This is a genomic window from Paenibacillus phyllosphaerae, assembly GCF_014192105.1.
Lineage (GTDB): Bacteria > Bacillota > Bacilli > Paenibacillales > Paenibacillaceae > Paenibacillus_Z > Paenibacillus_Z phyllosphaerae.
Genome location: NZ_JACHXK010000013.1, coordinates 168,273 through 194,379 on the forward strand (window position 1 = coordinate 168,273; position 26,107 = coordinate 194,379).

The following is a 26,107-nucleotide window of genomic DNA, read 5'->3' on the forward strand; positions in this document are numbered from 1 at the left end:
GCCGCACACCTCGATGCCTGATCGGGACAAGTTATAAAGCGCTTACATTATGACTTATACTTCCACTATATGACTGCTTGCGCTCAGGCATGACAGGTCGGCAGCCCTGCAGGCTGGTGTCGCCCTTTTCCTGGTCGGAGTTTACAGACAGAGCAAACTACGTTATGATATACGTAGTTACGTAATTACGTATTTGAATAATAAGATGAGGTGATGTTCATTGTCCACGACTAGAGATTACGGTACGGAGATCGATGCGCTGGCCCAAGAGCTCCGCGAGCTGAAGCAGCTGCTCCAACCGCTGCTAACGAGCCGTCCCGCCGAATCGCCGGGATTCCTATCGTCCGACTCCCCCTTGCCGGATTCCAGTACCCCGGAATTCGATTTGCTCGGCACGCTCTTCTACGCCGGCCAACTCCGCGGCCACGGCGGATTTCGCCTTCCGCCGCAGCAGCGCCAGGTGAGTGAGCTGTTAACGGTCGACAGCGACCGGGGCGCGAAAGTGTTAGCCGCTCTCGGCAGCAAACAGCGGCTGGATATTCTCACCGCCGTCCTGCGCGGCCCCCTGACCGGGGCGGAACTCGTCGACCAGCTCCACATGGGAACGACAGGCCAGTTATACCACCATACGAAGGCATTGCTCGGCGCCGATCTGCTCGTCCAAGAGGAACGCGGCGGCCGCTATTCCGTCCCTGCCCATCGGGTATTGCCGCTGCTGTTGCTGCTGTCTTCCATCAGCGATCTGCTCGACACGAGCCTCTACATGGAACTCGCTGACGTCCGGAACCATGCAGGCGCTTATTTGGGCGAAGAGCTGGCGGAATACGACCCGCATCACCTGCTATGGGCTGTCCTAGAGAACAGTCTGCTCGAGCATGAAGCCGGCTATTGCACTCGGATCGGCCTCATCATGCAGACAGATGGCAGCCTGACGGTCACGGATAACGGCCGGGGCATCCCGATCTCGGCGCTTCCCGATTCCCGCACCTTGCCCCTGCAGGCCGTGCTGACCGAGATCGGCAAGCGCAATACGAGCGCCTCCGTCCTTGTCCCGGGCGGACTTAAGGGCATTCAGATGCCCATGGTCAACGCGCTGTCGTCCCATTTATCCGTCGAGGTTCGCCGCGAGGGACGCGTCTGGCGGCAGGAGTTCAAGCATGGCATTCCGCAGAGCGAGCCGCAGCGGGTCGGCCTTACGCAAGAGACCGGCACCAGCATGACGTTCAAGCCCGACAGCGAGATTTTTAACGCCAGCTTCAGTAAAGAGGGCATTCTCTCCCGCATCGCCGAGATTCAAGCGAACTACCCTAAGCTCGACATCGCCGTATACTAGAACATAACGAAGACCCTGGCCGCAGCTTCCCTGCAGTCAAGGTCTTCTTCGCTTCTTATTCGCCTCGCGCGCCTGCCGGGACAAGGCGGAAGACGGTTACTTCCGGCCGGCATCGCCAGCGGATCGGAATTTTCACCGTCCCGAGTCCCGGGGAAATATGGAACCATTGGGCAAGGCGCTGCTCCTTCATCCCGCAATGAAAATGGCGATACGCGCCGAAGGTTCGGCCGAATAATCGGATTTGCCCTCCATGCGTGTGGCCGGCGAGCAGCAGCTTGTACGTCAGGCCGAGCGATTCGACCCGGGCGATGACCGAAGGCGAATGGGCCAACAGAATCGTAGCGTCCGCCTTGCGTCCCGCTGACGGATCCTCCGTCCACGCCTCGCGTCCGTATATCGAATTGTCAAAGCCGTATACGTACAACCGGGTCCCTTCCAGATCGAGCAGGACGCCTCGGTTCACGAGCACTTCCATCGCCTTGCCCGCTTCATCGAGGCGTTCTTGCGCTTCCGGATCGGTCAGCCGCCGCTTGCGCAGCCAACGGCTTTCCTCCACTTCGTAATTGCCGGGCACGAACAGCTTATGCCGGCAAGGTAGATGTTCCAGCAGCTTAAGCACCCTCGGAAACTGCCTGCCGTTGCTCGCCAGATCGCCGGTCACGCACAGCACATCCGCCTTCGCGTCACGAACCGCCTGCTCGAGCGAACGCCCCCAGTAGCGCGTTCGTCCATGAAGATCGGATAGTTGCACGAGCGTGACACGCTTGTCCACGCCGGCTTCAATCCGGTACTCCCGCACGACAAGCGCGCATGTCTGCCACCGAACGATCACCAGCAGCAGGAGCAGGCTTGCCGCCCCAATCCCGAAGGCCATCATCATCAGTCACTTTCACCTCCGCTGCCCTACCGGCCATCCCTACGTATTCCTGGAGAACAACAGGATACCGCTTCGTTGCGACCAGCCCGATCCGCCCCAGAACCGGCCGCCCGCTTGATTATCCTCGAGGACGAATAGATGGCACTTGTGCACGCCCGCCTCCCGCAGACCTTCCAGACTCCGCTGCGTCAGCTGCCGGCCGATGCCATGCCCGCGATAATCCGGCCTGACCGCCGCATGGTAGATAAAGCCTCTCCGTCCGTCATGCCCGCATAGTATCGTCCCGACGAGCTTCCCTTCATGCTCGCACACGAAACTCAATCCCGGATTGCGTGCCAAATAAGCCGCGATGTTCGGTTTCTCGTCCGCCTCGCTTATGCCCATGCCCTCCGTCTGCTGCCACAACGCGAACGCCGCCTCGTAATCGCCGATCGTCATTTCCCGATAGTTCAGTTCCATCCCTCGCCCGCTCCTTCCGCTTCTCGTTGTTGCTGCCGGTCCGCTCTAGCCCCAGAGCCGCTCCACGCGCTGCAACTGCTCGCCTTCCAACTCAAGCCGGTAGATATCCGGCATCGTCGTCCGCTTCCAGAAGCCATGATCGTACCGCCCGTCGAACGCGCGCATCATAATCGTCATAATCTGGCCATGCGTGCCGACCGCAATGGCTTGTCCCTCATATTGGGCGAGCAGCCGCTTCAAGACCGGCAATGCCCGCTCCTCCGCCTGACGGGTCGTCTCGCCTCCAGGCAGCGCATAGTCGGGATCCGCGAACGACCGCTCGATCGCCGATTCCCGTTCCGCCCAAGTCACCTCTACATCCTCGGCATGAATGATGCGTTCCCGCAGCACTTCCGCCAGCAGTATGGTAAGCTTCCGCTCCTCCGCTACATGCTGCACCGTCTGAATCGCCCTTGCCATAGGGCTGGAGACGACCGCGTCGATCCGCTGGCCGCGCAGCCGCGACGCCACTTGTTCAGCCGCTTGAAGTCCCGCCTCCGACAGCCCCCGCGTTCGTTCCTGACCGGGGATGAAGGGAGCCTCCGCATGCCGGATCATATACACCGTTGTAGGCACAGCACGTCCCCCTAAACTTTTCCAACCATTATAAAAGATTTCGTTAGGAGCGTAAACGACAGACTTCTAGCCGGGCGCGATCATGCAAGCAAGGGATCTCAAAAGAAAAAGGCATGAACCGTTAGGTCAATGCCATTAAGGTATTATCTTAATGACATTGAACTTCAGGCTCACACCTTCTTCCGACGCAGCGGATCAACGCACCGGCAGCTCCTCGGACCCGATCGCCGCCACATCGTCATCGATCAGCCACTTGCCATCTTCCGTCTTCCTGAGCTGGTACACGTACTGGGATCGGAACCGAAGCGCATAGCTACGCTCCTCCTGCACGACGTACACATGCGCCAGTCCATCCTCGTAGGCAATGACGCTTGCTTGCTCCACCGTGAACGTATAGTCGGCCTGCGCGAACACCGCCTCATAGAAGTAGCGGAATGCCGCGTCCTCCACCTCGGTCAGCTCATAGGCGCCGGCCAAAGCATCCACGTTCTCTTCATTCATGGCTTGCGCGCTCGCGCCGATCACGTCCATGATGGCCGTCCGCTCGGCTTCGGGCACATCCACGGCTTGCTTCGGCCAAGAAGCCGCGTCCGGGTAAGAGACCGATGTAACCGCAAGATCGTAAATCTTCCAAGTCTCATCCGGCATTTGACGAATAGCGAGCGCCATGGCTTCTTCTCTCTTGAGGAAGAACCCGCTCGCCCCGGCGGCCCGCGAATAGACCGCCTTCATGGTGACCTCCGCCTCTTTGGGCCCGGACAACTCGACATGCACCCGTTCAAAATGAACCGTCGACCTGGCATCGGCTTCCTCCCGCATCGCGTCGGGATCGGCCGTCGTTAAGATCGGCGAATCCTCGGTGAACGCCGCGAGCATCGCTTCTATCCGATGCCCGTTGCTGTCCGCCTCGTATTGCATCAGCAGCTCGCCGATCGCTTCCGATTGGCGCTGGGTCAACTGCGGTTCGAGGAGCCGCACCGCTTGACTCCGTGAATCCCAGTTCACCTCGAAGCCGGTCGCTTCGGAGACGAAGCGGATCGGCACCATCGCGCGGCTGTTCACGACAAGGGGCGCAGGCGCGTTAGCCTGGCGGCCATTCACGAACGTATGCCCGGTTCGGAGCTCCATCCGAATGAGGAGTCCTTCGGCTGCCGCCGTAATGATATGGTCGCTCTGGTCATAAGCGACTGCGTAGCCCAATGCCTGGAACAGGCCTCGGAACTCCACATAGACCGTATCCGCATGCGCCACCGGATAGACGGCAAACTTCAGCTTATTTTCGCCCACGTACACTTGAATCGGCTGCGGCGCCACGCTCGGCAGAGCAGCCATGACCGCTGGGGCGTAAGGGGTGGTCAGCATAAGAACGAACAGGAATGCAAGCGCGCTTCTCCACGAGTTCAGCTTCAATCGGATAACCTCCACGGGCGATGGTTTCATGAGCGTTCTAGCGATGAATTGCTCGTAGACTAACGCACGTGGAAGCGGCCTGTCAATGCAGGATTTGCGCCTTCTCGTCGCTTCGACAGAAAGTCCGATAAAGCGTCATTGCCGCGTGACATCACTCGTCAGGAGAAGCGGATACCTGCCATTTTTCGAAAAACCCGCGATATTCCGCTATCTGCGCGGGCTTGCTCTTGGTATTCACTCCTATACGGTTACCGCGCTGTAGAGCGTCACGTGGACAAGGTCGGCCTGCGCGTCGAACGTCTCGTAGATCTCCAGATGCCATGCCCGCTGGATCCGTTCATACCCTTGAAGGGCGATCCAATGATCGAGCTGCTCCCAGGCACGCAGCCGCGCGGAAGATGAGCCTTGATGCAGCGTGGTCGCATAGGACTGCACCGGGACGGTCAAGTGCGCCATGCCGTCGGGAACGGCGGTAAAATCCTCTACCTGCGTACAGAGCAGATAGCTTCCTTCTTGCGTCTCTTCGGCCGGAACGAACACGCCGATCATCGGCAGCGGCTCAGCCGCCGTCAGCCCTTGAATCTCCTGCAGCCGATGGGCCAGCTCCTTCATCGCCGCCCGTATGCCCCCCTCTACCTCCTGCCGATTCCGTGCCAGCAGCGGCAGTCCGACCAGCTTCAACTCGCCAAGCGCGACAACCTTGACCTCGCGCGCACGGACCGGGACGAAGATCTCCTGCCCTCCGTCTTCCGGCCCCCTGTTCCGAATGACCTCGAATCGCGGCGCTTCGCCGTCGAGATCGTAACTTGCCTGCACTTCCGGCAGATGAAGATGCTGCCAGATCAGATCCGAATCCGGCGCCTCGAACCGGAAAACCGTATATTCCGCGGAAGGGATCGTATAGGGCACCATCCCTTGGGGGAGCTCCCCGACCTCCGCCACCCGCACGCCGACCATCAGGCCATCCTCGAGTTCCACGACATACGTGTCCGTTCCCAGCTGATGCGGGATCTCGCGCCGATGCTCGTTCAGCTGCTCCAGCAACAGCTCCTTCGTCTCATACTCCTCGATTCCGCGAATGCCGACCAATTCCATCTCGCCGACCAGTTCGATCCGGGCGTCCATCAACCGATTCATCGATAACTGAAGCATCCGTTCATTCCTCCTCTTCGTTCAATCTAGCGAACTAGCTAACGTCAGCGCTCCTACTCTTCCTTACACTTCATGAAGCAGGTAGAAGCGAGCAGGCGGCAAACTTAAGGAATGGCATGCTGCATGTGCCAATACCGGTACTTCGCCTCATGCGTAAAACTTCGAAGGCGTGAACGCGTGCTGCTTTCGATGGAATCGCTATCACAAGACACTCCCTATTGTTGGCGCTTGACATTCCGCATGCGTGGGAGTATAACAAGACTATTCCGACAATAATCAACTTCCATGACGGGAACACGCACGTACGAGAGGCATTCTCCAGAGAGTTGGCAGCCGCTGCAAGCCAATGTTTGCCCCCGGACGCATCCGCATCCTCCCCGAGAAGCTGTGCCGAACGTTCGATACGCGCATGTGCAGATTCATTCTAAGGCGATCTTTGATTACCGCGACGGATGGGTAGCTGCCATGAGGGTGTCAAGATTAAGCACAGACGGTATCCACCGTTATATGGAGCGCGCATGATGGTGCGCGGCATGAGTGCATCTGCTTTGGTGATTGGCTTGTGTTCACGATCGTAAGATTGGGAATACGGCGTTCACCGATAGCTCTCCACGCCTATGGCGGGCGGGCAGGTGAAATTAGGGTGGTAACGCGAGTTCATCTCGTCCCTGTACAGGGGCGGGATTTTTTTTATTTTTCAACCGACAATCAAGGCGGCACTGGGCTGGAACGATCCGGCTTCGTGACCGATTGCGCAACTTATCGATTCGTTATATTGAAGAAGAAAGCAGGCGAAGGAAGATGGAGAACGAGCTTCAGCAAGGATCAACGGTGGAAGAAATCCGCATCGGCATGGCCGAAATCGCGCAGGCGCAAATTCATGTCAAGGACGCGGTCATCCGTACGCCGCTGCAGCACAATCGCGTGCTGTCGGCCAGATACGATTGCAAGGTATTGCTGAAACGGGAGGATCTGCAGGTCGTGCGTTCGTTCAAATTACGCGGCGCCTATCACTTGATGAAATCCCTTCCGGCCGAACGGCTTCAGCGCGGCGTCGTCTGCGCGAGCGCAGGCAATCACGCGCAAGGCGTCGCTTACTCGTGCCAGGCGCTCGGCATCCCGGGCAAAATCTACATGCCAAGCACGACGCCGCGGCAGAAGGTCAATCAAGTCGCCTTCTTCGGCGGGCCGGATGTCGAGATCATCCTGACGGGCGATACGTTCGACGACGCGTATGCCAAAGCGATCGAGGCGAGCGAACGCTTCGATATGGCGTTCGTCCATCCGTTCGACGATCCGAAGATCATCGCCGGCAACGGCACGATCGGCAAAGAGATCATGGAAGCGGTCGAATCGATGCCGGACTATGTGTTCGTCACGATCGGCGGCGGCGGCTTGGCGGCAGGCGTGGCCGCCTATGTGAAGGCCGTCTCGCCGAATACGAAAGTGATCGGCGTCGAGCCGGAGGGCGCGCCTTCCATGAAGGCGTCGATCGCGGCCGGCCACGTAACGCCGCTCGATACGATCGATAAATTCGTCGATGGCGCCGCTGTCAAACGCGTCGGCGACCTGACCTTCCGCATGTGCCAAGAACTGCTCGACGACATCATCGTCGTGCCGGAAGGCAAAGCGTGTACCGCCCTGCTCGACCTGTACAACGAGAACGCGATCGTCGTGGAGCCGGCAGGCGCCCTGACCGTCGCGGCGCTCGATCTGTACCGCGAGCACATCGCCGGCAAGACGGTGGTATGCGTCATCTCCGGCGGCAACAACGACGTCGACCGGATGCAGGAGATCAAGGAGCGCTCGCTCGTCTATGAAGGATTGAAGCATTACTTCATGGTCAACTTCCCGCAGCGCGCCGGCGCCTTGCGCGAATTCCTCGACGAAGTGCTCGGCCCGGACGACGACATCGCCCGCTTCGAGTATACGAAGAAGCATAACAAGGACAACGGCCCGGCCCTCGTCGGCATCGAGCTCAAGCACCGCGAAGACTACGAACCGCTCGTCGCCCGCATGCACGCCAAAGGCTACCAGTTCCATGAACTAAACAAGGACCCGCTGCTGTTTAATTTGCTGATTTAATGGGTTAATGGTTTACCCTCTTAATCATTCATAGGTCTAATCATTAACGCCCCGCGCAGCGGGGCGTTTTGTTGTTGGCGGTGAAGTTCACCGCCCCTCACCCACGTAAAGCGTGTCCACGAAGTGGACTTCAAGCGAAGGTCAGCAGGCTGGATGTTCATGCGTGCGAACCAATCAGGTCTCCTCCCCAAGGCACCAAAGTAATATACGAAGCTCGAATCAGAGCTTTGTCCTAGCGGCATATTGGATGCCCGGAAGGCATACAACACTAAGCTAGGACAAAAGCGGTCCACGCACGAAAGGACTCATCGAAGACGGCCGCGTAACGAATCACGCCGATTACGGGTGTCCTCAGAGTTTTCCGGACGGAAAACTCACTTCGGAAGCATAAGCTGGGCCGTGGCCCTTGGGGTCCCCTCCTCAGGAGGGGATTTAGGGGAGGTAGTAAAAAGGTATATTAACCGCTCCAAAGGTTAAACAAGAGAATAGGATTTGAATTGAAATTGGAATTAGATTTGATTTGGTTTTGAATAAGATTTGAACAAGCTCGTTAAGGGGAGCCCCCCTTACCCTCACAATGGTTTCACGCCGCGTTCATCTTGGCATGACAATCACCCGCTACACTTGCGCACAGGAGGTGTAGCATATGGATTTCCGTCAAGTTCGAAAGCCGAAGGTACTCGTGCTCTACGCATCTTTCGGGGATGGCCATTGGCAGGCCGCCCGTGCGTTAACCGCTTCGCTGAGGGAACAGGGGATCGAACAGATTCTGCTCGTGGATCTGCTTGCGGAGGCCCATCCGTGGCTCAATACGATGACCAAAAGCATCTATGCCAAGAGCTTCACCTTGCTGCCCGGCCTCTATGGCTGGATTTACAACACCACGCGCCATATGCAGCATGACTCGCTGTTCGCCAACTGGCTGCATTCGTTCGGACGCGCCAAGCTTGCCCGGCTATTGCAGCAGGAGAAGCCGGACGCCGTGTTCCACACGTTCCCGCTGCTCGCGATGCCTGCGCTGAAGCGCAAGATCGGCTTGTCGATCCCGACCTATACGGTCGTAACCGACTTCGACCTGCACGGGCGCTGGGTGCACCCGGATATTGACCGCTATTACGTGCCGACGGCCGATATGCGCAGCGAACTGATTGCGCACGGCATCGCGCCGGCCCGCATATGCGTCAGCGGAATTCCGCTCCGCCAAGGCTTCGGCGCGGTGACCGTCACTCCGGCGCTGCGGGCCCAATACGGTTTTGCCCCCGGGACGCCGATCGTGCTCATTATGGCCGGCGCGCAAGGCATGATGTCGGACAGCGCCGAGCTGTGCGCCTATCTGCTGATGCAGCCGAATGTGCAGATTGCTTTCGTATGCGGCCGCAGCGCTCAGCTCGAAGTAGAACTGCGCGAACGATTCAGCGTTCATCCCGAAGCGGCGCGCCTGAAGATCTTCGGATACGTCGAACAGGTGCACGAGCTGATGGCGCTGTCCGCTTGCCTCGTTACCAAACCCGGCGGGGTCACCTTGGCTGAAGGACTCATGTGCGGACTGCCCTTGTTTACGCACCGCCCCGTCCCCGGCCAGGAACGCAATAACGCGGAATATTTGCAGCGCAAAGGCGCAGCTGTCATGACCCATACCGCCCCTGAACTGGCGGATGAAATTATGAAACTCATTCGGGACCCGCTACGTTTAAAGACGAGGAAGCAGGCCGTTGTCTTGCTTCAGCATCGCCATGCGGCCAAAACGATCGCATTAGACTTTTTGGCAGGCTTGCATATAATGGAAAGAGCAGCTTCCACGTGGCATACATCGCGTCTATAGAACAGCAGGAGAACCGCCCTTTTCGAAGGATGGCACGCACCCGGGTGAAGTTAAGGGAGTGAATCGCATCACTAGGCGTTGGTTCGGACCGGAGATCGTCTATTTCTCGGTCATTCTATTCGTTGTTGAATTCGTGCGCGGTGCCGCGCTTGTCAGCTTCCTGCCTGTATTCGGCCAGAAGACGCTAGGACTTAATTTCGACGTCATCGGCATTGCCATTACGGCGCATTATTTGACCGATACCGCGCTTAAGATGGGCATCGGTTATCTGCTCGACCGCTTCTCCGTCCGGTTCGTCGTACATACAGGTCTGCTTGCATCGCTCGCGGGGATTGCCTTGCTGCAATTCGCTTATTCCCCCTGGCTGTTTATCGCGGCCGCAGCGCTCTACGGGGTGGGCATCTCGCCGATCTGGATCGTCTGCCTGACGAAGGTGACCGAGGGTCAGCGGGCTACGCAGATGGGCTATCTCTATACGATCTGGCTGGCCGGACTTGGCATCGGACCGATTATATGTAACGTCATTGTCGATCACAATATTGAAGCATGCTACTATCTGCTGCTAGGGCTATCGCTGCTATGCTGGCTCATGTCGTTGTTCATCAGCAATAAACGGAATTCGAGCGTAGCCGCGATCCCGCTTCGGCAGCAATTTGCCATACTGGGCGAGCGGCTGCGCCATATGAAGCTGCTGCTCCCCGGCATGATTCTGCAGACGGCCGGCGCGGGCATGCTCGTGCCCATCCTGCCCAGCTTCGCAGAGAATCACCTCGGCATGTCCGGCGCGCAATACTCCCTGCTCCTGCTTGCAGGCGGGGTGTGTACGGGTGCCGCGCTGATGCCATTCGGCAAACTGTCAGACAAGCTCGGCGGGAAGAAATGGTTCCTTGTCATCGGCTTTATTTTTATCGGCTTATCGCTGTACATGATCGCCATGGAGCCGCCGCTCGTGCTCAGCATGCTGCTCGCCGGCCTGCTCGGTCTCTCCTATTCCGCCCTGCTGCCCGCCTGGAACGCATTGCTCGCCAATTACGTTCCGCCGCAGCAAGCAGGGCTTGGATGGGGAATCTTCTCGACCGTGGAAGGAATCGGCGGCATGATCGGCCCCGTCATCGGCGGCGTAATGGCCGCTTCGTTCGGCGAACCGAGCGTCGTGCTATACAGCGCTATCCTGTACGGATTGATTGGCTTCTTCTATATCTGGTTTCCGTTTCGCGACTTTCAATCGTCGTAGAGGCTCATCCGCTTTGAACGGCTAAGGAGATTACCCATGCAAATGACGCAATTGGATCAATGGATTCACGAAATTAAACAGATGGATCTGGATGAGCTCCAGCAAACGTTGGAGAGCTTCTCCGTACTAGGGCCTCTGCCGGGGATTGCGCTTACGATGGCGGAATCCTTCCTGCCCATTCTGCCGCTGCTTGTGTTCGTGGCGGCGAACGCGAATATTTATGGCCTATGGCTAGGCTCGCTCTATTCCTGGCTAGGCGTCAGCGTCGGGTCGATTATCGTCTTCCTGCTGGCCCGCAAGATCGGCAGACGCTTCCGTCCCTGGCTGCAGCGCCGCTTCCCGAAGCTCGAGAAGTTCTTCGACTGGGTGGAGCATCGCGGGTTCACGCCGATTTTCCTTTTCGCCTGCTTCCCGTTCTCGCCTTCCGCACTGATTAATATCGTCTCCGGCATCGGCAATGTGCCTTTCCGTTCCTTTGTTCTGGCCATTCTGCTCGGCAAAGCCGTCATGATCTTCGGCGTATCCGTGCTCAGCTTCGATATTGCCGATCTGGCGGAGGAGCCATGGCGCGCCGTCCTGGCCGTCGTGCTCGTGTTCGTCATGTGGTTCGGCGGCAAGAAGCTCGAATCTCATTATAAGCTCAAATAGCGAGGAGGAGTCCCCATGCTGCGCGCGCAAGACGGTATCGGCATGCTCCCGCTCATGAGCTGGATGAGCGGGCTAGCGACGGGCATCGCGCTGCTGATCGGATGCGGGATCGTCGCCGCGATGTTCATGATCATCCGCCTGTCGACCAGCGATTCGGATAAGCATAAGGAGCTGCGGGAATTCGTCGAGACGCTGTTCGGCACGCCGGCCCATCTGCGCCCCGATGCGGCGAAGACGGCAGAGAGCGAGACGGCCGCGGCCAGCGTATCGGCAAGCCGTGAAGCGTTCACGGAGCCTTGCCCCGCATGCGCCCATCACGTCACCGAACGCGATGTCGATTGCCCCTCCTGCGGACTTCGGCTGCAATGAAGCCGGTCCGTTCATCCGCCTTACTCCCCCGGTTCCCTTACTCAAGCCTTCCGCTGGCCTCCTTTCGTATAGTTTGCTTCATTGTGCGCACACTGAAAAAGCTACGCATTCGATTGTTCACTACACGAAGGAGGCATGCAATATGTCAGGCGAACATCCATCCGAGAAGCAGCTGCGCGCGAGCCAAGCCCAATCCGAGGCCGACCGTTCCGGTCAAGGCAAAACAAAGGCTAGCGAGCTGCAATCCGAGGCCGACAGCGCAGCTGTGCGCAAGCATGGCTTATAAGCGCCACCTCTTAGGGGCATGCTAACGACGAACCCCGGACTAATCTGTGACCTGTTCCAAGTACATTCATAGCGATTGCATGTAAAGGGAGGAATAGCAGGCATGAGCGATAAAAAACGCCATTTCGAGATGCAGCCGATGTCGGGCGAGCACGTAGAGGTTGAAGGCGTCTATAAGGATGAGTGGGGACGCGAGCAGAAGCTGCAGCGCGGCGATACGTTCCCGCCCAATGCGATGCTTGGCACGACGGAGTGGGAGCTGGTCGAACTCGACTTCGGCAACCATCACGAGGGTAAGACGGATTCCCGCCTTGTACCGAAAAGCGACGACCAAGGCTCGAAGAACGCTAACCTTAGCGGACCGCGCACCCATTTGGACAGCGGCGACAAATAACACAAAAGCGTCCTGCAAGGAAGCGGATCTGGTTGTCGCCAGATTCGCTGCTGCAGGACGCTTTTTCCATAGCTGCGAGTTAATTCGCATCGTGAACGTTCAATGGAATGAATCTTCAATCGCCTTAAAATTGCAGGGACAAATAACTAAGCGTCCCCATATCATATCCTCGATAGATGACCTCTGGCTTCGCGCTTCCGCTGCCCATGGCGATATACAGCGGCACGAAATGCTCGGCACGCGGCACGGCCATTCTCGCATGGGGCGCATGCTGCTCATAATGGAACAACGCGTCCAGCTCGCCGTCTGCCATCTGCGCTAGCAGCCAATCGTCGAATTGAACCGCCCAAGGCTCCGCTTCTTTCTGGCCCCATTTGATGATGCGCAGATTGTGCACCGTAACGCCGCTGCCGATGATCATGATATCCTCTTCGCCCAGCCCGTGCAGCGCTTCGCCGATCTTATAGTGATCCTCCGGGGAACGATACGGATTCACCGACAGTTGCACGAGCGGAATATCGGCCGCCGGATACATGCGATGCAGCAGCGTCCACGTCCCGTGATCTAGCCCCCGGGAACTGTCGCGCACGACCGGAATGCCTTGCTGTTGGAAGCGCGCCTCGAGCTTCTCCGCGATGGTTTTCGACCCTTTGGCCCGATATTTAATCTGATAAAGTTCATCCGGGAAGCCCCCGAAATCATAGATCGTCTCATATTCGTCATCCGTATAGGTCATCGCCAGCGGCTCCGTCTCCCAGTGCGCCGTGAAGACTACGATCGCCTTCGGTTGATATCGTTTGCCCAGTTGCCCCAGGAATGCGGCATATTCCGTCTCTTCAATGGCGAGCATCGGCGAACCGTGCGCCAGGAACAAAGAAGGGATCATCTTGGTGCCTCCTCATTATCTCGCCTATCAGTTACTTTATGTAAGTTAGTTTACGAAAGAAATTTATTAATGTCAAGTTACTAATTTTTATTTAGCAGCTATCAATCATCGTGATAAAGCGTTATAATAGATGGTGAACGAGGTGATGCCCATGCATGATGCAATATGTCCGAAATTCGATAAAGCCATGCAGCTGATCAGCAAACGATGGACGGGCTTGATCATTCACCAGCTGCTGGACGGACCGAAACGGTTCAGCCAATTGGAAGCCGCCATGCCGATCAGCGGCAGACTGCTCTCCGAACGGCTGAAAGAACTGGAGCAGGAAGGAATCGTCCACCGCGAAGTGTATCCGGAGACGCCGGTGAGGATCGAATATTCGCTCACCACCAAAGGTTGCGCGCTCGGACCGCTGTTCAAGGAGCTCGAGCATTGGTCCCACGAATGGGTCACGCTGGACGATGCCGACCTGCAGGAGAACGCCTAAGCGCGTGCTTGCCTTCCAATGGAACAGAAGCGTCTATCAGCTGCTGCTTAGACCGTTCTTCTATTACAACAAAGAGACCCTTCTGAACCATGAATGGATCAGAAGGGTCTTCTGCTGTCTTCTGCTGTCTGCTAGGTATCTCCGCCGCACCAATCAACATGCGATTGACGGTTGTTACGCCTCGGCCGCTTCCTCGGCTTCGCGCACCATCACCTGATCGGCCAGCTTCTCCAGCCGACGCAGATGGTAGGCGTATTCGAAGATCGCCGAGCCGACGAAGATGAGCCGCTTGCGCTCATCGGGATCCTGGATCAAATAATCGGTCAGCTGCATGGCCAGACGCGCTTCCCGCTCCTCCTCCGGCTCGAACGACGCTTTGATCTTCAGCTTGCCCTCGAGCTTCAGCAGTATCTGCTCATGGTATTTGGTCAGATCTTCGATCTGCTCATCGAATTGCTTCGCCCATTTGCTGGCCTCCGGCGCGGAGAAATAATGTTCCTCCACCACGTCGAGCAAATCCGCTCCCTGCTGAAGCGCTTTGATCAGCTGCTTGGAGACGAGCAGCTGCCTCGCTCTTGCCTGCCTGCGGCTTGGCAGCAGCGATCGCTCATCCTCGAACAGCTTATACCGCTCCTCCAACTTGCGCAGCGTGCCGACCAGCTTCTCTTTCTCCTTGCGGTGAACGTCTTCCTTCAACTCGTCGGAGATCGCCATCCGAAGGAGGAGCGACAGCTCCCCGAATGCTTCGTGCACTTGCTCGGTGAATTGCTTCCTCGGCCTCGGCGGAAATACGAGCAGATTGACGGCGAAGGCCGCTCCCATGCCCGCGAGTACCATGTAGAAACGCTCGAGCGCCACCAGCCAGCCTTCCCCGTCGGCTTCCATAACCGCGACGACGGTGACGAGCGTAAGGCTGATCGAACTATCCATTCTGAGCCGTAGACAGATGAGAATAACGATGATACATACGAGTCCAACCGATATCGGCGTCTGACCGAACAGCTTGATCGCCGCAAGCGCTATCGCCGCGCCAAGCACGTTCGTCTGCAGCTGATCGGTAATATTCTCCCACGAACGCGAGATCGACGGTTGAATCGAGATCGCCGCGATGGCCGATAGAATCGGCGACGCGAAGCCGAGCAGCTCGCTGAGGTAGATGGCTAGCGCGACGGCCAGCCCTGTCTTTAATACGCGCGCTCCTATCGTCATGGGGCCGCTCCTTCCGCTTCCGGCGTCAGCAGCAGCGTCGTGGATGCTGCCTCCTGTCCGTTCACGAGCAGCACAAGCTTATGTATGCCGGGGTAATGCTTGCGGGTCGACAGATCCGCCCAACTAAGGCGCTTCGTGCCGTTCAGCCGCGTGCCTGCTTTCGCCTTCGCTTCCTTCAGCAGGAATTTCTTGCGCGACGGCGTCCCGTTTGCCTTCACATAATCCACCCCAAGCTCGAGGCGCAGTTTGTAGATGTTCTCGTCCGCCTGCCCCTCCATGCCGGAATCTGCGTCTCCCCGCACGACGGCCGCATAGCGGATCTCGGTCTCTTCGCCGATGGCCGCCCGCTCGGGCAGCGCCTCGATCAACGCGGACTGGACGCGCACGCCGCCTTCGCCGTCCGCGTAGCCGAATAGCGCCATCACTTGCGCATCCGCCTGCTTGATCAGCGTGCGGCAGCCATGCCGGATGATCCAATCCGTCCGTTCGTCCGTCCCTTTCCAGCCGGCCGCTATCTCCAATACCAAAGCCGGATGGTCCTTGGCGATGTCATTCAGATTGTTCGCGACGCTCTTGCGGACATAGAGCGAAGGGTCTGCCTTCAATCGCTCCAGTATCGGCAGAATGGGAGCCGGGTCCTTCTTGAAGGCCGGCAGCGCCGACGCCCACGGCAGTCGCGGACGGCAACCTTCGCTGGCCAGCCTGCGGACATGCTCATCCTCGTGTCCCGCCCACTCGAGCATCCGCGCCATCGTCTCTTCGGTGCGGGCCGCGATGAACGGCCGAATGGCGAACTCGGCGCTGGAGCCGCGGGTGAATTGCGCGAGCGCCGTCATCGACAGCTCCCAGTCGTCCATTCCGTACACCTCGACGTAATCGGGGAAGAACAAATACGGAAACCCGGTGCATTGTTGCTGGATCGCTTGCAATATCGCAATCGCCTCCGGATAAGCTGCAGGCAGCAGCTGTCCTAGCGAGAGAGTAATCCTCCGAATCCTTGCCTTGAGCTCTAGCCGCTCCCAATCGTCCTCCGTCACCAGCTGCACGAAACGTTCGCGGTCGAAGGGCGTCCACGCCGAATGGACGATCCCTGCAAAATGCCTCAAAAACGGCTCGTTGTACATCAATTTCAATGGCTCGGCCATAGTGCTGATCGCCTCCTTCCGCTATTATAGCCGATCGCCCCGCACGCGCGCATCCTGTACGGCAAGAGCGGTCCCCTAAGCCCTGCTCGGTCCCCCATGAGCCGATACGGCCAAGCTCCTTTCTTCCATGTAAACGGCCCCGCCAGGCCGCTAAACCGTATATACCGCCAGCAGCAGCTCCGTAACGCACAAAAAAGCCCCGAATCCTCGCTTGCGCATAAGGATTCGGGGCATGTGCTTCACGCGGGCGTTACGCAGGCGTTACGCGTAGCGGGCAATGACGTTCTCGAGCTGACGGGCGATCGCATGCGGTCCTGCCGCAAGTTCGCCGTTCGTAAAGCGGAGACGCACGAACGATTCGTCCATATCCATCGCCTCGGCGAACAGGCTCGCGAGACCTCTTGCGCGGCGGTCGATCTGCAGCACAATCTCGAGCTCGCTGCCGCGGTTGTAGAAGATGACCTCCAGCTCATCCAGACGGCCGCGGAAGCTGCCGGTCGGCTTGAACTCGAATTCCTGCACGAACGGGAAACGGCCGCCGATCCGTGAGGCATATTCGCAATCCGCCTTGTACAGACGGAATCCGCACAGCTCGACCGCTTCGAGCACCGTCGCCATTTGCGGCGTCGCCGCAACCTCGATCCGGTCGTTGTCGCCCGGGTCTACCGCGCCGCGAATCGCAAGCTCGGTCCGTACCCATACCGGCGTGCGGCCGACGGACAACGGCGTCTCAAGCGGAAGGTCGAAGGAGAACGGCACTTCTTTGTGCTCGCCGGCCCTCAGCGTGAACGGGCTGCTGACATGGTAACGCGCCAGCGCAGCGGATACGTTATGTTTGTGGTCGTTGCTTTCCTTCACGTATTCCGTCATGACCGCAATCTCGATCGTATCAATATTCTGCTCCACGTTGCCGCCCTTGATCTTCACGACGCCGCGCACCTCTTCGCCCGGCATGTAGCGCGTCTTCTCCAGCAAAGTGTCGATCGTCGCCGCCCCAATTCCGATACTCGCCAAAAAACGGTTGAACATTCATACCCTCTCCTCTCCATATATGGCCTGCCGCTTCAAGGCAGGCTGAACCATCCGTGCGTAACGCGATGCTGTGTTCGTGTATTTACCCTCGTTTCGTACGCAGCAGACGCCGCATCGGTTTCGCCCTATCGTTGCTTATTAGAATGTCCATCATTCGCCACTCTTGTTCAGATGAAGCAGCGTTGGCGAAACTTGAGGCGCCGCATGGCTTTCCTCTCCATTCTCGTTCCCCGGCGGAACCATGTAGGGGAGGATAATGGCGAAGGTCGTCCCTCTGCCGATCTTGGTCTGCACGTCGACGCGCCCTTGATGGTTGTCGACGATTTTATAGCTGACCATGAGACCGAGGCCGGTGCCTTTATCCTTCGTCGTGTAGAACGGCTGGCCGATCTTGGCCATCGTCTCTTGAGGGATGCCCGGGCCGAAGTCCTGGATGCGCACGACCACCTGGTCGTCTTCGCGCACGCCGCTCACGAGGATTTTGCCGCCGTCGATCATCACTTCGATCGCGTTCTTGAGCACGTTGATGAATACCTGCTTCAGCTGGTCCTCCACTCCGTGTACCCAGAGCGGGTCCTCGCCGAACTCCGCCTCCAGCTCAATGCTGTGCAGCAGCGCCTGCGCCTCGAGCAGCATGATCGTATCGCGCATGACGGTACGGATATCCTTATAGGAATATTCATATACTTGAGGCTTGGATAACATGAGCAGCTCGCTGACAATCGACTCGATACGGGTAAGCTCCGATTTCATAATGTCAAAATAGTTCTTGGTGCCCTGTCTCCCGGATGCGATCAGCTGCAGGAAACCTTTGAGCGAGGTCAGCGGGTTGCGGATCTCATGGGCGATGCCTGCCGCAAGCTGGCCGGCGACATAGAGCTTCTCGGAGTTGATGAGCAGCTCCTCGTTCTTCTTCCGCTCCGAGATGTCCCGGATGATCACCTGATAGGCGGGCTTGCCGGCGAACCGGGTCCGCGTCTGCACCACCTCGGTGAAGAACGGACGGCCTTTGACCGTATACCATTCCATCTCGACCGGACGCAGATAGCGGTTCTTCTCGACGCGCTGCAGCAAGGTTCGCATCGTCTCATGGCATTTGGGATGCAAATAATGATAGATCGATTGGTCCAGCAAATCCTGGTCGCTCTTCGCCTCGAACATGGCAAGGCCGGAACGGTTCACGTACTCCCAGCGGTCTTCGCGGATCATCGCGATCATATCGATCGAATTCTCGACCAGCAGCCGGTAACGTTCGTTCATCATGCTGAAGCGCTGATCGACCACATGGGCCAGCAGACTGAAGGCAAATATAAGCGAGGTTGCGACACCGAGGAAGACGACAAGCAGCCGCGTGTAGTCGCTGAGCTTGTCGGTGGTCAGCACGAAGCTGTAATTCGCCGTTATCGATTCGATGCTGAAGTATTGCGCCAGGAAGCCGAGCAGCCCAAGGATGAATCCGGACAGCATCGGATGGGCGCCGCGATGGCGTTCGAACAAACCGAAGCCGACAATGACGCCGATAAAGCTTAGCGCAACGCCGATCCAGGCCATGCCGTGCTCCAACTTATAGGAGACCACCTGAGAGCTGAGCAGCGAGCCATAGTTCAATACTACGTGCCCTAGCGTGATGAGCAGCCCGCTGATAAGCAGACGGACGAACAGCGGCTGCATGGTCCGAAGCGAGCGCAGCGCAAAATACGCCGTCACCATCGCGAGCAGCTTCGCCACCGAAGACCAGTCCATCAGCAGCATCGTATCGGTCGCGAACAGCATAATCAGCTGCGACACCCATAGGCCCAGCCCATAGACGAACGCGCTGCTAAGCAGCCAGTAGCGCCGCAGCGGACGCGACAAGCGGGTATGGCCGAGCATATGGCACATGGTGAAAGAAGCGAGCATATTGATGGCTAGCGCCATGAGAGGAAACATCCATTGATCCGAACTGATTAGCTGCGTCATTGAATTCAATCCCCAATTGATTGATTATTATAGTTATTTGAGGTAAAATTCGACAGTTTTATGGTTATTCCTCTTTCGTTCTCCAAAAATCTGCCATAAGTTCGGGGGACTACGACTTTCGACTCATTTCGGTAATTTTAATGCAGCGCGATTGCCCAGAAGTTATAATGAGTCATCGAACAAGTCTCGAGAGGAGTCAAGATTTATGTGGAAAGTATTGAAGGAATTCAGGGAATTCGCGGTGAAGGGGAATGTGCTTGATCTGGCGGTCGGCGTCATCATCGGCGGCGCGTTCGGCAAGATCGTCACCTCCGTCGTTAACGATATTATTATGCCGCCGATCGGCGTGCTGCTGGGCGGCATGAACTTCAAGGATCTGTTCATTTCGCTCAAGCCGGGTGTCCATCCGGAATCGCTTCAAGCGGCTCAGAGCGGCGGCATCCCGGTCATTGCTTACGGCAATTTCATCAATGTCATCCTCGACTTTACCATCGTTGCCTTCTGCGTCTTCATGATCGTCAAAGGCGCCAACGCCCTTCGCCGTCTGAACGCCAAGGAAGTGGAAGCGGCTCCGACTGCTCCGACCGAGAAGGAATGCCCGCACTGCTTGTCCCATGTGCCGGTGCTCGCCACGCGCTGCAAATACTGCACCTCGCATCTGGCGGCAGGGGACAAGCTGGGTCCCGAAGGAAGCGTGGTGAGCTAATCGCATGGCAAGCGATCGCGCCGCGAAGCCGGAAGAGCATTTCGACATTTATGACGAGGCCGGCCAATGGCTCGGTACCGCCGCACGCAGCGAGGTGCATGCGAAAGGGCTCTGGCATCGTTCCATTCATTGCTGGGTAGCCCGCCGTACGCAGGAGGGGCGGCTGCTCGTGCTGTTCCAGCAGCGTCATGCGGACAAGGATACGTTCCCGCTCTACTTCGATATTACCGCCGCGGGCCATCTGGCGGCCGGCGAAACGTACGAGGAAGCATCCCGCGAACTCGAGGAGGAGCTCGGTATCCGCTGCGATTTCGCTGCGCTCCTGCCGCTCGGCGAAGCCCGCAAAGAGATGCCCGGCACCGCCCAAGGCGTCCCGTTCATCGACCGGGAGATCAGCCAAGTATACGGCCATCGTTATGAAGGCGAGCTTCACGCGCTGCGCCTGCAGGCCGATGAGGTCTCCGGCGTCTACGAGGCGGAATTGCACGACATGATCGGCTTATTCGAAGACCGGCTCGCGCAAGTGACGGCCAATGGCGTCCGGCTTGATCCGGCGACCGGGAAGCTGCTCGAGGCGACGGTCACGGTTACCGCCCAGCAATTCGTCACCCGGCCAGCCGACTACTATGCCGGCGTCTTCCGCCAACTGCTCGGCCATCTTGCCTAACGCATTCTCCCGCAGCTTCGTCTGCGGGAGTTTTTTGCGTTCCTTAACGCACCTGTACTCGCGGCGCAATCCAGGCGGTACTCCGTGTTGCCCTCTGCTTGACGGCGGGTTTCTCCCGGCGAGCGCCGCTGCTCTTGCTCGCGGTGACGGAAGCCGTCCCCTTGGTGCGCTGATGCTTCAACTTACGGCTCTTCACGCCGGCTTGCTTGCGGCGGACGGGCCTGGACTTCCATTTGCCCGTGCGGCTGATCGTGCCTGTCACGCTCTTGCTCCGGGGATTGGCCGAAGCCTCGCTTTGCGCCTCTTCCCTTATCCCCATCGCTTGCTCCCACTGCCGGTACCAGTTATCGATTAAGCCGTGAATGTTGTAGAAGATGGTGCTTCGCGGAGCGACGTCGAAGTCGTTCAGATCGTCATCGCGGTACAGCTTCGCTGCCTCCTGATGCATGCAGCCGTGCAGATTCGTTCCTTCAACAAAACGCCCCAACTCATCGAGCGTCGCGAAAGACTGCGGAGAATAACGCAGACGCATCTCGGCGTTGATGTCATAGCAGGAAGAACGGCGAATGGCCTCCGGCACCTCTTGCCATGCGGCTACCAGCCTCGGATCGTAGCCGGCCTGATGGTACCACTGAAGCGCCCGGTTAATATAATCGCGATGGAACCTTAGGAATTTCTCGCCATATCCAGGCGGTAGATTGGACGGGTTATCGTGATGGTTGGCGTGATGCCAGTGCATATGTTCTTCCAGAAGAGCCGCCGGGAAATTCGGAATCGTCGACATTGGTTGTGGACCTCCTTTTCTACCCTATCGTGCTCTTCCTATTGTATGCTGCTGCCCGGCGGTCGGTTATTCCAAGGCGGACAAGATACCGTTCCAAGAACAGCAAAAAAGAGAAAACCCGGGGAAGTCCTTGGGCTTTCTCTCTTACGCTTATATCCCTCTGAAGTTGATTCCGCAAGAACCGCCGGATACGCAAATGTCGAAAGTAATCCGAACGTCGCAGCACGTTCCGAACACGCATGTAATGCGCACACATGAATAACGTCCTTGGTTGAAGAAGCAAACGACCTGGCAATCCGGGCCGAGCAGGTCCTCTACCACCCGTTTTTGTTTACAGCGGATAGCACGAACCAGTCTAGCCGCCGTATCCGGATCCTCCAGACTGCCGAAGAATTCTCCTAGCTCGCGTCCTGCTTCCTGAATGCCGAGAACAGCGTTGTCTTGACGTTGGCCATGACCGCAGCAATCCGACACGCGGGCTGGGTTCAGCCCCGACCGGTTGCCCGATCTGCCTTGCGATCTGCTCTTCGTTTTTGCTTTTTTGACAGGCGCCATACGTACGTTTTTAATTTTCAGCTTGGCAGACATTCGTTATTCCCTCCTCTCTACCGAACATACTGTAGTCTATGAAGGGAACGTAGCATTGGTATAGACGAATAGCAGAGAGATAAACGTACATTCTGCATATACGTTCCTGCATGATGTCTATCTATGAAACAAAATTTGACTTTTAGTCGTCAATTATATAGATTCTTTTTGTGCAATCCGCGTTTAGTTTGTCTGACTTTGGTGCAAGCAGTAGAATATGCCGCTCTTGTGTCGCTCGGTGCGGATGCGTAAGGCAAAACCGCTCGGATAACCCCGTCTTTTATGGCGGAGCGCGTTCTTTCCGGAGAAATTAAAAAAAGCGCAGCTCTCGAAGGTCGAGAACTACGCCTTATTGGTGAATGGAATGGTGCTGGTGAAGGGACTTGAACCCCCGACCTACGCATTACGAGTGCGTTGCTCTACCTCTGAGCTACACCAGCACAGGAAAACTACAAGCAGCTGACTCAGCTGTGTTACAATAGATAATATAGCTTATGGAAGTTCGCCTGGTCAAGCATGTAATTCCCCTGTAGGCATTCCTTGTTGTTGTCCAAGCCCCGCTTGATTCGTTCGTTCGTAAGCTAACTTCCCGGGTAGAACACCCCCAATATCTGATCCAAGCACCCTCTGCCGTCTTCGCAGCGGGCTGCTGACATGGAAGATGTGTAAAGTGTTCGCATTGACTGATCCCGCCATACATAGTGAGGAGTGTCCGACCCAACATGCTGTTTAATTCCTATGTCTTTATTTTTGCGTTTTTACCCGTAACCGTAATTGTGTATTTCCTGCTTAACCGGTTCCGCTTGTCGGAACTAGCCAAAATGTGGCTGGCCTTGTCGTCACTGTTCTTCTACGGCTGGTGGGATGTCAAGTACGTTCCGCTCATTCTCGCCTCGATCGGCTTCAACTACTTGATGGGCCGATTATTGATGCGTCCCGCGCCGCGTTACCGCGGGGATCCGGATGACCCGAACGATTACTTGAAGGAACGCGGACGAGGCAAACGACGGGCACTGCTTGCCTTTGCCGTCATCTGTAACGTGCTGCTCTTAATCTACTATAAGTACGCCGACTTCTTCCTGACGAATCTGAATGAGGTTGCCGGCACGAATTTCGGGCTGCTGAAGCTTATCCTGCCGCTCGGCATCAGCTTCTTCACGTTCACCCAGATCGCGTTCCTCGTCGATGCCTACAAGCGGAAGGCGCGCGAAGCGAATATCGTCAGTTACGTGCTGTTCGTCACCTTCTATCCGCATCTGATCGCAGGGCCGATTCTCCATCACAGCGAGATGATGCCGCAATTCGACCGGGTGCGCAACAAGGCGTGGAACTGGCGCAATGCTTCATTAGGTATCTTCGTCTTCGGTATGGGCCTGTTCAAAAAGGTCGTGATCGCCGATACGTTCGCCAATTACGCAAGCGACGGCTTCGCGAGCGCGACGCAGTTCCTGGCGACATGGGTGGCCGCGCTGTCGTACACATTCCAGCTCTACTTCGACTTCAGCGGTTATACCGACATGGCGATCGGCGCCGCGCTGCTGTTCAATATCAGGCTGCCGCAGAACTTCAACTCGCCTTATAAGGCGCTCAACCTGCAGGACTTCTGGCGGCGTTGGCACATGACGCTTAGCCGCTGGCTGCGAGACTATATCTATATCCCGCTGGGCGGCAACCGCAAGGGAGAAGCGCGCATGCTGACCAATCTGATGATCGTCTTCCTCGTCGGCGGGTTATGGCATGGCGCAGGATGGACATTCCTGTTCTGGGGCTTCCTGCACGGCTTCGGACAAGTCATCCACCGGCTGTGGGGCAAATTCTGTAAGCTGATCGGTTTCAAGCTGCCGCAGGCGATCGCTTGGCTCATCACGTTCGTCTATGTCGTCATTGCGTGGGTATTCTTCCGCGCGACCAGCATCGATCAGGCGATGCGCATTCTGAAAGGAATGTTCGGGCTGTCCGGCTTCGACTTCGACGAGGACAGCTTCATCGCCCTGCTGCCGGCAATCGCGATGCTCGTCATCTTCTTCCCGATCGTGCTGTTCGCGAAGAACTCCTCGGAGCGGATGGAGACCTTCCGTCCGACTTGGCTGATCGGCCTGATCATCGCGTTCCTGTTTATCGTATCGCTGCTCTACTTCAATCAGATCAGCGAGTTCCTTTACTTTAACTTCTAAGAAAGGCGGCGAGTTCCATGCCACCGGAATTTCTACTGCCGAAGCGTACGCGCCACCGCCACAAGCGAATTACGGCACGTGCCAGCAAACGCATGCTCGCCGGCTTCACCGCCGGCTCCGTTTTCTTCGCAGGCGTCGCGATCCTGTTCATGTATGTCGTCGATCCGCTTCAGTTCTACCATAAAGCATGGTATAACCCGATCTACTCGAATGAACAGCGTTACCAGAACCCGGGCTTAGCAAAGAACTATACGTATGATACGGTCGTCCTCGGCTCTTCGATGACCGAGAATTTCCTGCCCTCCCTCGTGAATGAGCAGCTCGGCGGGAATACGATCAAGCTGTCGATTCGCGGCTCCTATGCGGAAGAGCAGAATGATATCGCGCAAGTCGCCCTCCGCACCGGCCAAGTGAAGCAGGTGCTGTGGGGGATCGATTATTTTGCGCTGAAGCCTGCCGATCTGGATGCCGAAGGACCTTACCCGCATTATCTGTACGATGAGTCCTTCTGGAACGACTACAAATACTGGTTCAATGTGACGCCTTATCAAGAGCTTGCCAAAGGGCTCTACAAACGGGCGACCACTACCGAGAAGCTCAAGAAAATGATGGGCCTCGAATACTTGTACAACTGGAACTACTATGTGCTCTACGGCAAGAAGTACGCCATGAATACATACAAACAGGCGCTCACCGCGGAAGCCGGATTCGGCTCCAATGAAGAACCGCTGGAGGTCGTGCAGCAGAACTTCACCGCCTATATCGAATCGGTCATCAAGGCTCACCCGGAGACCGAGTTCTATCTGTATTACCCGCCGTATTCGATCTTGCGTCAGGCCGTATGGCGCGACCTGAATACGCAGCGTTATGAGCAGCAGCTGACGATGAAGAAGTGGATGTTCGATCAGCTGAAAGCCTATCCGAACGTGAAGATTTACGACTTCCAGACGGAAGCCGAATGGACCTTCAATCTGGATCTGTATAAGGATCTATCGCATCATAACGGCAATGTGAACACGTGGATTACCCGGGCGATCGGGGCAGACGATGCCAAATATCGCGTAACCGAAAGCAATGTCGATCAGTTCGTCACCACGCTGCGTGAGCAAGCGCAGGAAGCTGCTGTGAACGCTGCCGGCGATCTGTTCCGCGTACAAGTCCAGCTCGCTTCCGCGCCGGATGAGCTCGTCAACCTTTCGCAGAAAGAGATGCGCGGCGAGAACAACGACCTGTTCGTGCCGTACAAAGAAGCGGCCGATCTGCTCGGCGCCGAATCGGCATGGGACGCGGCCACCAAGACGATGACGTTAAGCCGCGGCAACCATAAACTGATTGCGACCGTCGGCAGCGACCAAGCCGCGCTCGACGGCACCGTCGTCACGCTCCCGGCCAAGATCGAAATTAGCGGCGCACGGACGATCGTGCCGCTCGCTTCCTTCGCGGAAGCGCTAGGTTGGAACGTATCGACGGAGACGGTGGATGGGACGATGAAAATCGTGCTGGGGGAGAAATAGGGCTGATCGCCCTTTTGGATAACCCAACTTTTCCACCCCCTGCCCCCTCCAAATGGAGGGGGTTCTTTTGTTGGGCTGGCGCCCTTAGGACTGGCACCTCCCCTAAATCCCCTCCTGAGGAGGGGACCCCAAGGGGCTCGGCCCTTTGGATACCCGAAAGGGGCGTACTTGTTACGCAGCCGTCTTCGATGTGTCCTTCGTATTATTAGGTCAGCCAGAGTTTTCTGGTTGGCCTATTTTTATAGGCATCTTACGATGGTGGTAGCCGGGAGA

25 protein-coding genes and 1 tRNA gene are annotated in these 26,107 nt (G+C 57.3%); 13 read left to right on the forward strand and 13 right to left on the reverse strand.

The window, feature by feature from the left end; genetic code table 11:
* Positions 1 to 220: 220 nt before the first annotated feature.
* Positions 221 to 1,333 carry an ATP-binding protein gene (locus FHS18_RS23295; RefSeq protein ID WP_183602775.1) on the forward strand — a complete coding sequence of 371 codons (1,113 nt, stop codon included), beginning with the start codon at positions 221 to 223 and terminating at the stop codon, positions 1,331 to 1,333.
* Between the two features lie 55 nt (positions 1,334 to 1,388).
* Here the strand turns inward: FHS18_RS23295 and FHS18_RS23300 are convergent, their stop codons facing one another.
* The 5 genes from FHS18_RS23300 to FHS18_RS23320 form a co-directional block, all read right to left on the reverse strand.
* Positions 1,389 to 2,213: a metallophosphoesterase gene (locus FHS18_RS23300; RefSeq protein ID WP_183602776.1), complete on the reverse strand. Its 825-nt coding sequence runs from the start codon at positions 2,211 to 2,213 to the stop codon at positions 1,389 to 1,391.
* A 36-nt stretch (positions 2,214 to 2,249) separates the two neighbouring features.
* Entirely contained in the window at positions 2,250 to 2,669 is a 420-nt protein-coding gene (locus tag FHS18_RS23305) for a GNAT family N-acetyltransferase (RefSeq protein ID WP_183602777.1), read from the reverse strand.
* A 45-nt stretch (positions 2,670 to 2,714) separates the two neighbouring features.
* Positions 2,715 to 3,284: a histidine phosphatase family protein gene (locus FHS18_RS23310; protein ID WP_343060643.1), complete on the reverse strand. Its 570-nt coding sequence runs from the start codon at positions 3,282 to 3,284 to the stop codon at positions 2,715 to 2,717.
* Positions 3,285 to 3,479: 195 nt separating this feature from the next.
* Complete coding sequence (locus FHS18_RS23315; RefSeq protein WP_183602778.1) at positions 3,480 to 4,694, reverse strand: copper amine oxidase N-terminal domain-containing protein; 1,215 nt, start codon at positions 4,692 to 4,694, stop codon at positions 3,480 to 3,482.
* A 240-nt stretch (positions 4,695 to 4,934) separates the two neighbouring features.
* On the reverse strand, positions 4,935 to 5,846 hold the full coding sequence (locus FHS18_RS23320; protein WP_183602779.1) for a GyrI-like domain-containing protein: 912 nt from the start codon (positions 5,844 to 5,846) through the stop codon (positions 4,935 to 4,937).
* Positions 5,847 to 6,647: 801 nt separating this feature from the next.
* On the opposite strand from FHS18_RS23320, the gene ilvA reads away from it, so the two are divergent.
* The 7 genes from ilvA to FHS18_RS23355 all read left to right on the forward strand — a co-directional run bounded on the left by ilvA (position 6,648) and on the right by FHS18_RS23355 (position 12,683).
* Entirely contained in the window at positions 6,648 to 7,931 is a 1,284-nt protein-coding gene (ilvA, locus tag FHS18_RS23325; RefSeq protein ID WP_183602780.1) for a threonine ammonia-lyase IlvA, read from the forward strand.
* A 646-nt stretch (positions 7,932 to 8,577) separates the two neighbouring features.
* The gene (locus tag FHS18_RS23330; protein WP_183602781.1) at positions 8,578 to 9,753 is read left to right on the forward strand and encodes an MGDG synthase family glycosyltransferase; all 1,176 of its coding nucleotides are present in this window, start codon (positions 8,578 to 8,580) and stop codon (positions 9,751 to 9,753) included.
* Between the two features lie 58 nt (positions 9,754 to 9,811).
* Entirely contained in the window at positions 9,812 to 10,987 is a 1,176-nt protein-coding gene (locus FHS18_RS23335; protein WP_183602782.1) for an MFS transporter, read from the forward strand.
* A 36-nt stretch (positions 10,988 to 11,023) separates the two neighbouring features.
* Positions 11,024 to 11,635 (forward strand): TVP38/TMEM64 family protein, encoded by a 612-nt coding sequence (locus tag FHS18_RS23340; protein WP_343060644.1) that lies wholly within the window; start codon positions 11,024 to 11,026, stop codon positions 11,633 to 11,635.
* A gap of 15 nt (positions 11,636 to 11,650) precedes the next feature.
* Positions 11,651 to 12,004, forward strand: coding sequence for a zinc ribbon domain-containing protein (locus tag FHS18_RS23345; RefSeq protein WP_183602783.1), 354 nt, complete (start codon positions 11,651 to 11,653; stop codon positions 12,002 to 12,004).
* 142 nt (positions 12,005 to 12,146) lie between these two features.
* Positions 12,147 to 12,290, forward strand: a complete 144-nt coding sequence (locus FHS18_RS23350; protein ID WP_183602784.1) for a hypothetical protein — start codon at positions 12,147 to 12,149, stop codon at positions 12,288 to 12,290.
* A 102-nt stretch (positions 12,291 to 12,392) separates the two neighbouring features.
* Positions 12,393 to 12,683 carry a transposase gene (locus FHS18_RS23355; RefSeq protein ID WP_183602785.1) on the forward strand — a complete coding sequence of 97 codons (291 nt, stop codon included), beginning with the start codon at positions 12,393 to 12,395 and terminating at the stop codon, positions 12,681 to 12,683.
* Between the two features lie 124 nt (positions 12,684 to 12,807).
* Here the strand turns inward: FHS18_RS23355 and FHS18_RS23360 are convergent, their stop codons facing one another.
* Positions 12,808 to 13,569 carry a DODA-type extradiol aromatic ring-opening family dioxygenase gene (locus FHS18_RS23360; protein WP_183602786.1) on the reverse strand — a complete coding sequence of 254 codons (762 nt, stop codon included), beginning with the start codon at positions 13,567 to 13,569 and terminating at the stop codon, positions 12,808 to 12,810.
* A gap of 151 nt (positions 13,570 to 13,720) precedes the next feature.
* Here FHS18_RS23360 and FHS18_RS23365 point away from each other — a divergent pair, with 151 nt between their 5' ends.
* Positions 13,721 to 14,056, forward strand: coding sequence for a winged helix-turn-helix transcriptional regulator (locus FHS18_RS23365; RefSeq protein ID WP_183602787.1), 336 nt, complete (start codon positions 13,721 to 13,723; stop codon positions 14,054 to 14,056).
* A 174-nt stretch (positions 14,057 to 14,230) separates the two neighbouring features.
* Here FHS18_RS23365 and FHS18_RS23370 read toward each other — a convergent pair whose 3' ends face one another.
* From FHS18_RS23370 to FHS18_RS23385, 4 genes are all read right to left on the reverse strand, one after another.
* Positions 14,231 to 15,265 (reverse strand): FUSC family protein, encoded by a 1,035-nt coding sequence (locus FHS18_RS23370; protein ID WP_183602788.1) that lies wholly within the window; start codon positions 15,263 to 15,265, stop codon positions 14,231 to 14,233.
* The gene (locus tag FHS18_RS23375; RefSeq protein WP_183602789.1) at positions 15,262 to 16,410 is read right to left on the reverse strand and encodes a DNA alkylation repair protein; all 1,149 of its coding nucleotides are present in this window, start codon (positions 16,408 to 16,410) and stop codon (positions 15,262 to 15,264) included. Before FHS18_RS23375 ends, FHS18_RS23370 begins: the two co-directional genes overlap by 4 nt.
* A 261-nt stretch (positions 16,411 to 16,671) precedes the next feature.
* Entirely contained in the window at positions 16,672 to 17,439 is a 768-nt protein-coding gene (locus FHS18_RS23380; RefSeq protein WP_183602790.1) for a sporulation protein, read from the reverse strand.
* Positions 17,440 to 17,592: 153 nt separating this feature from the next.
* Positions 17,593 to 19,401 carry an ATP-binding protein gene (locus FHS18_RS23385; RefSeq protein ID WP_183602791.1) on the reverse strand — a complete coding sequence of 603 codons (1,809 nt, stop codon included), beginning with the start codon at positions 19,399 to 19,401 and terminating at the stop codon, positions 17,593 to 17,595.
* Between the two features lie 205 nt (positions 19,402 to 19,606).
* On the opposite strand from FHS18_RS23385, the gene mscL reads away from it, so the two are divergent.
* A complete protein-coding gene (gene mscL, locus FHS18_RS23390) occupies positions 19,607 to 20,107 on the forward strand; it encodes a large conductance mechanosensitive channel protein MscL (RefSeq protein WP_183602792.1) in 501 nt (166 codons plus the stop codon).
* Between the two features lie 4 nt (positions 20,108 to 20,111).
* The gene (locus FHS18_RS23395; RefSeq protein WP_183602793.1) at positions 20,112 to 20,774 is read left to right on the forward strand and encodes an NUDIX hydrolase; all 663 of its coding nucleotides are present in this window, start codon (positions 20,112 to 20,114) and stop codon (positions 20,772 to 20,774) included.
* Positions 20,775 to 20,817: 43 nt separating this feature from the next.
* Here FHS18_RS23395 and FHS18_RS23400 read toward each other — a convergent pair whose 3' ends face one another.
* The 3 genes from FHS18_RS23400 to FHS18_RS23410 form a co-directional block, all read right to left on the reverse strand.
* Positions 20,818 to 21,558, reverse strand: coding sequence for a hypothetical protein (locus FHS18_RS23400; RefSeq protein ID WP_183602794.1), 741 nt, complete (start codon positions 21,556 to 21,558; stop codon positions 20,818 to 20,820).
* Between the two features lie 150 nt (positions 21,559 to 21,708).
* Positions 21,709 to 22,146: a hypothetical protein gene (locus tag FHS18_RS23405; protein ID WP_183602795.1), complete on the reverse strand. Its 438-nt coding sequence runs from the start codon at positions 22,144 to 22,146 to the stop codon at positions 21,709 to 21,711.
* A gap of 365 nt (positions 22,147 to 22,511) precedes the next feature.
* Positions 22,512 to 22,586: transfer RNA gene (locus FHS18_RS23410), tRNA-Thr, on the reverse strand.
* Between the two features lie 282 nt (positions 22,587 to 22,868).
* On the opposite strand from FHS18_RS23410, the gene FHS18_RS23415 reads away from it, so the two are divergent.
* Both FHS18_RS23415 and FHS18_RS23420 read left to right on the forward strand, forming a co-directional pair.
* Positions 22,869 to 24,320, forward strand: a complete 1,452-nt coding sequence (locus tag FHS18_RS23415) for an MBOAT family O-acyltransferase (RefSeq protein WP_183602796.1) — start codon at positions 22,869 to 22,871, stop codon at positions 24,318 to 24,320.
* A gap of 17 nt (positions 24,321 to 24,337) precedes the next feature.
* Positions 24,338 to 25,834 carry a copper amine oxidase N-terminal domain-containing protein gene (locus FHS18_RS23420; RefSeq protein ID WP_183602797.1) on the forward strand — a complete coding sequence of 499 codons (1,497 nt, stop codon included), beginning with the start codon at positions 24,338 to 24,340 and terminating at the stop codon, positions 25,832 to 25,834.
* Positions 25,835 to 26,107: the final 273 nt, after the last annotated feature.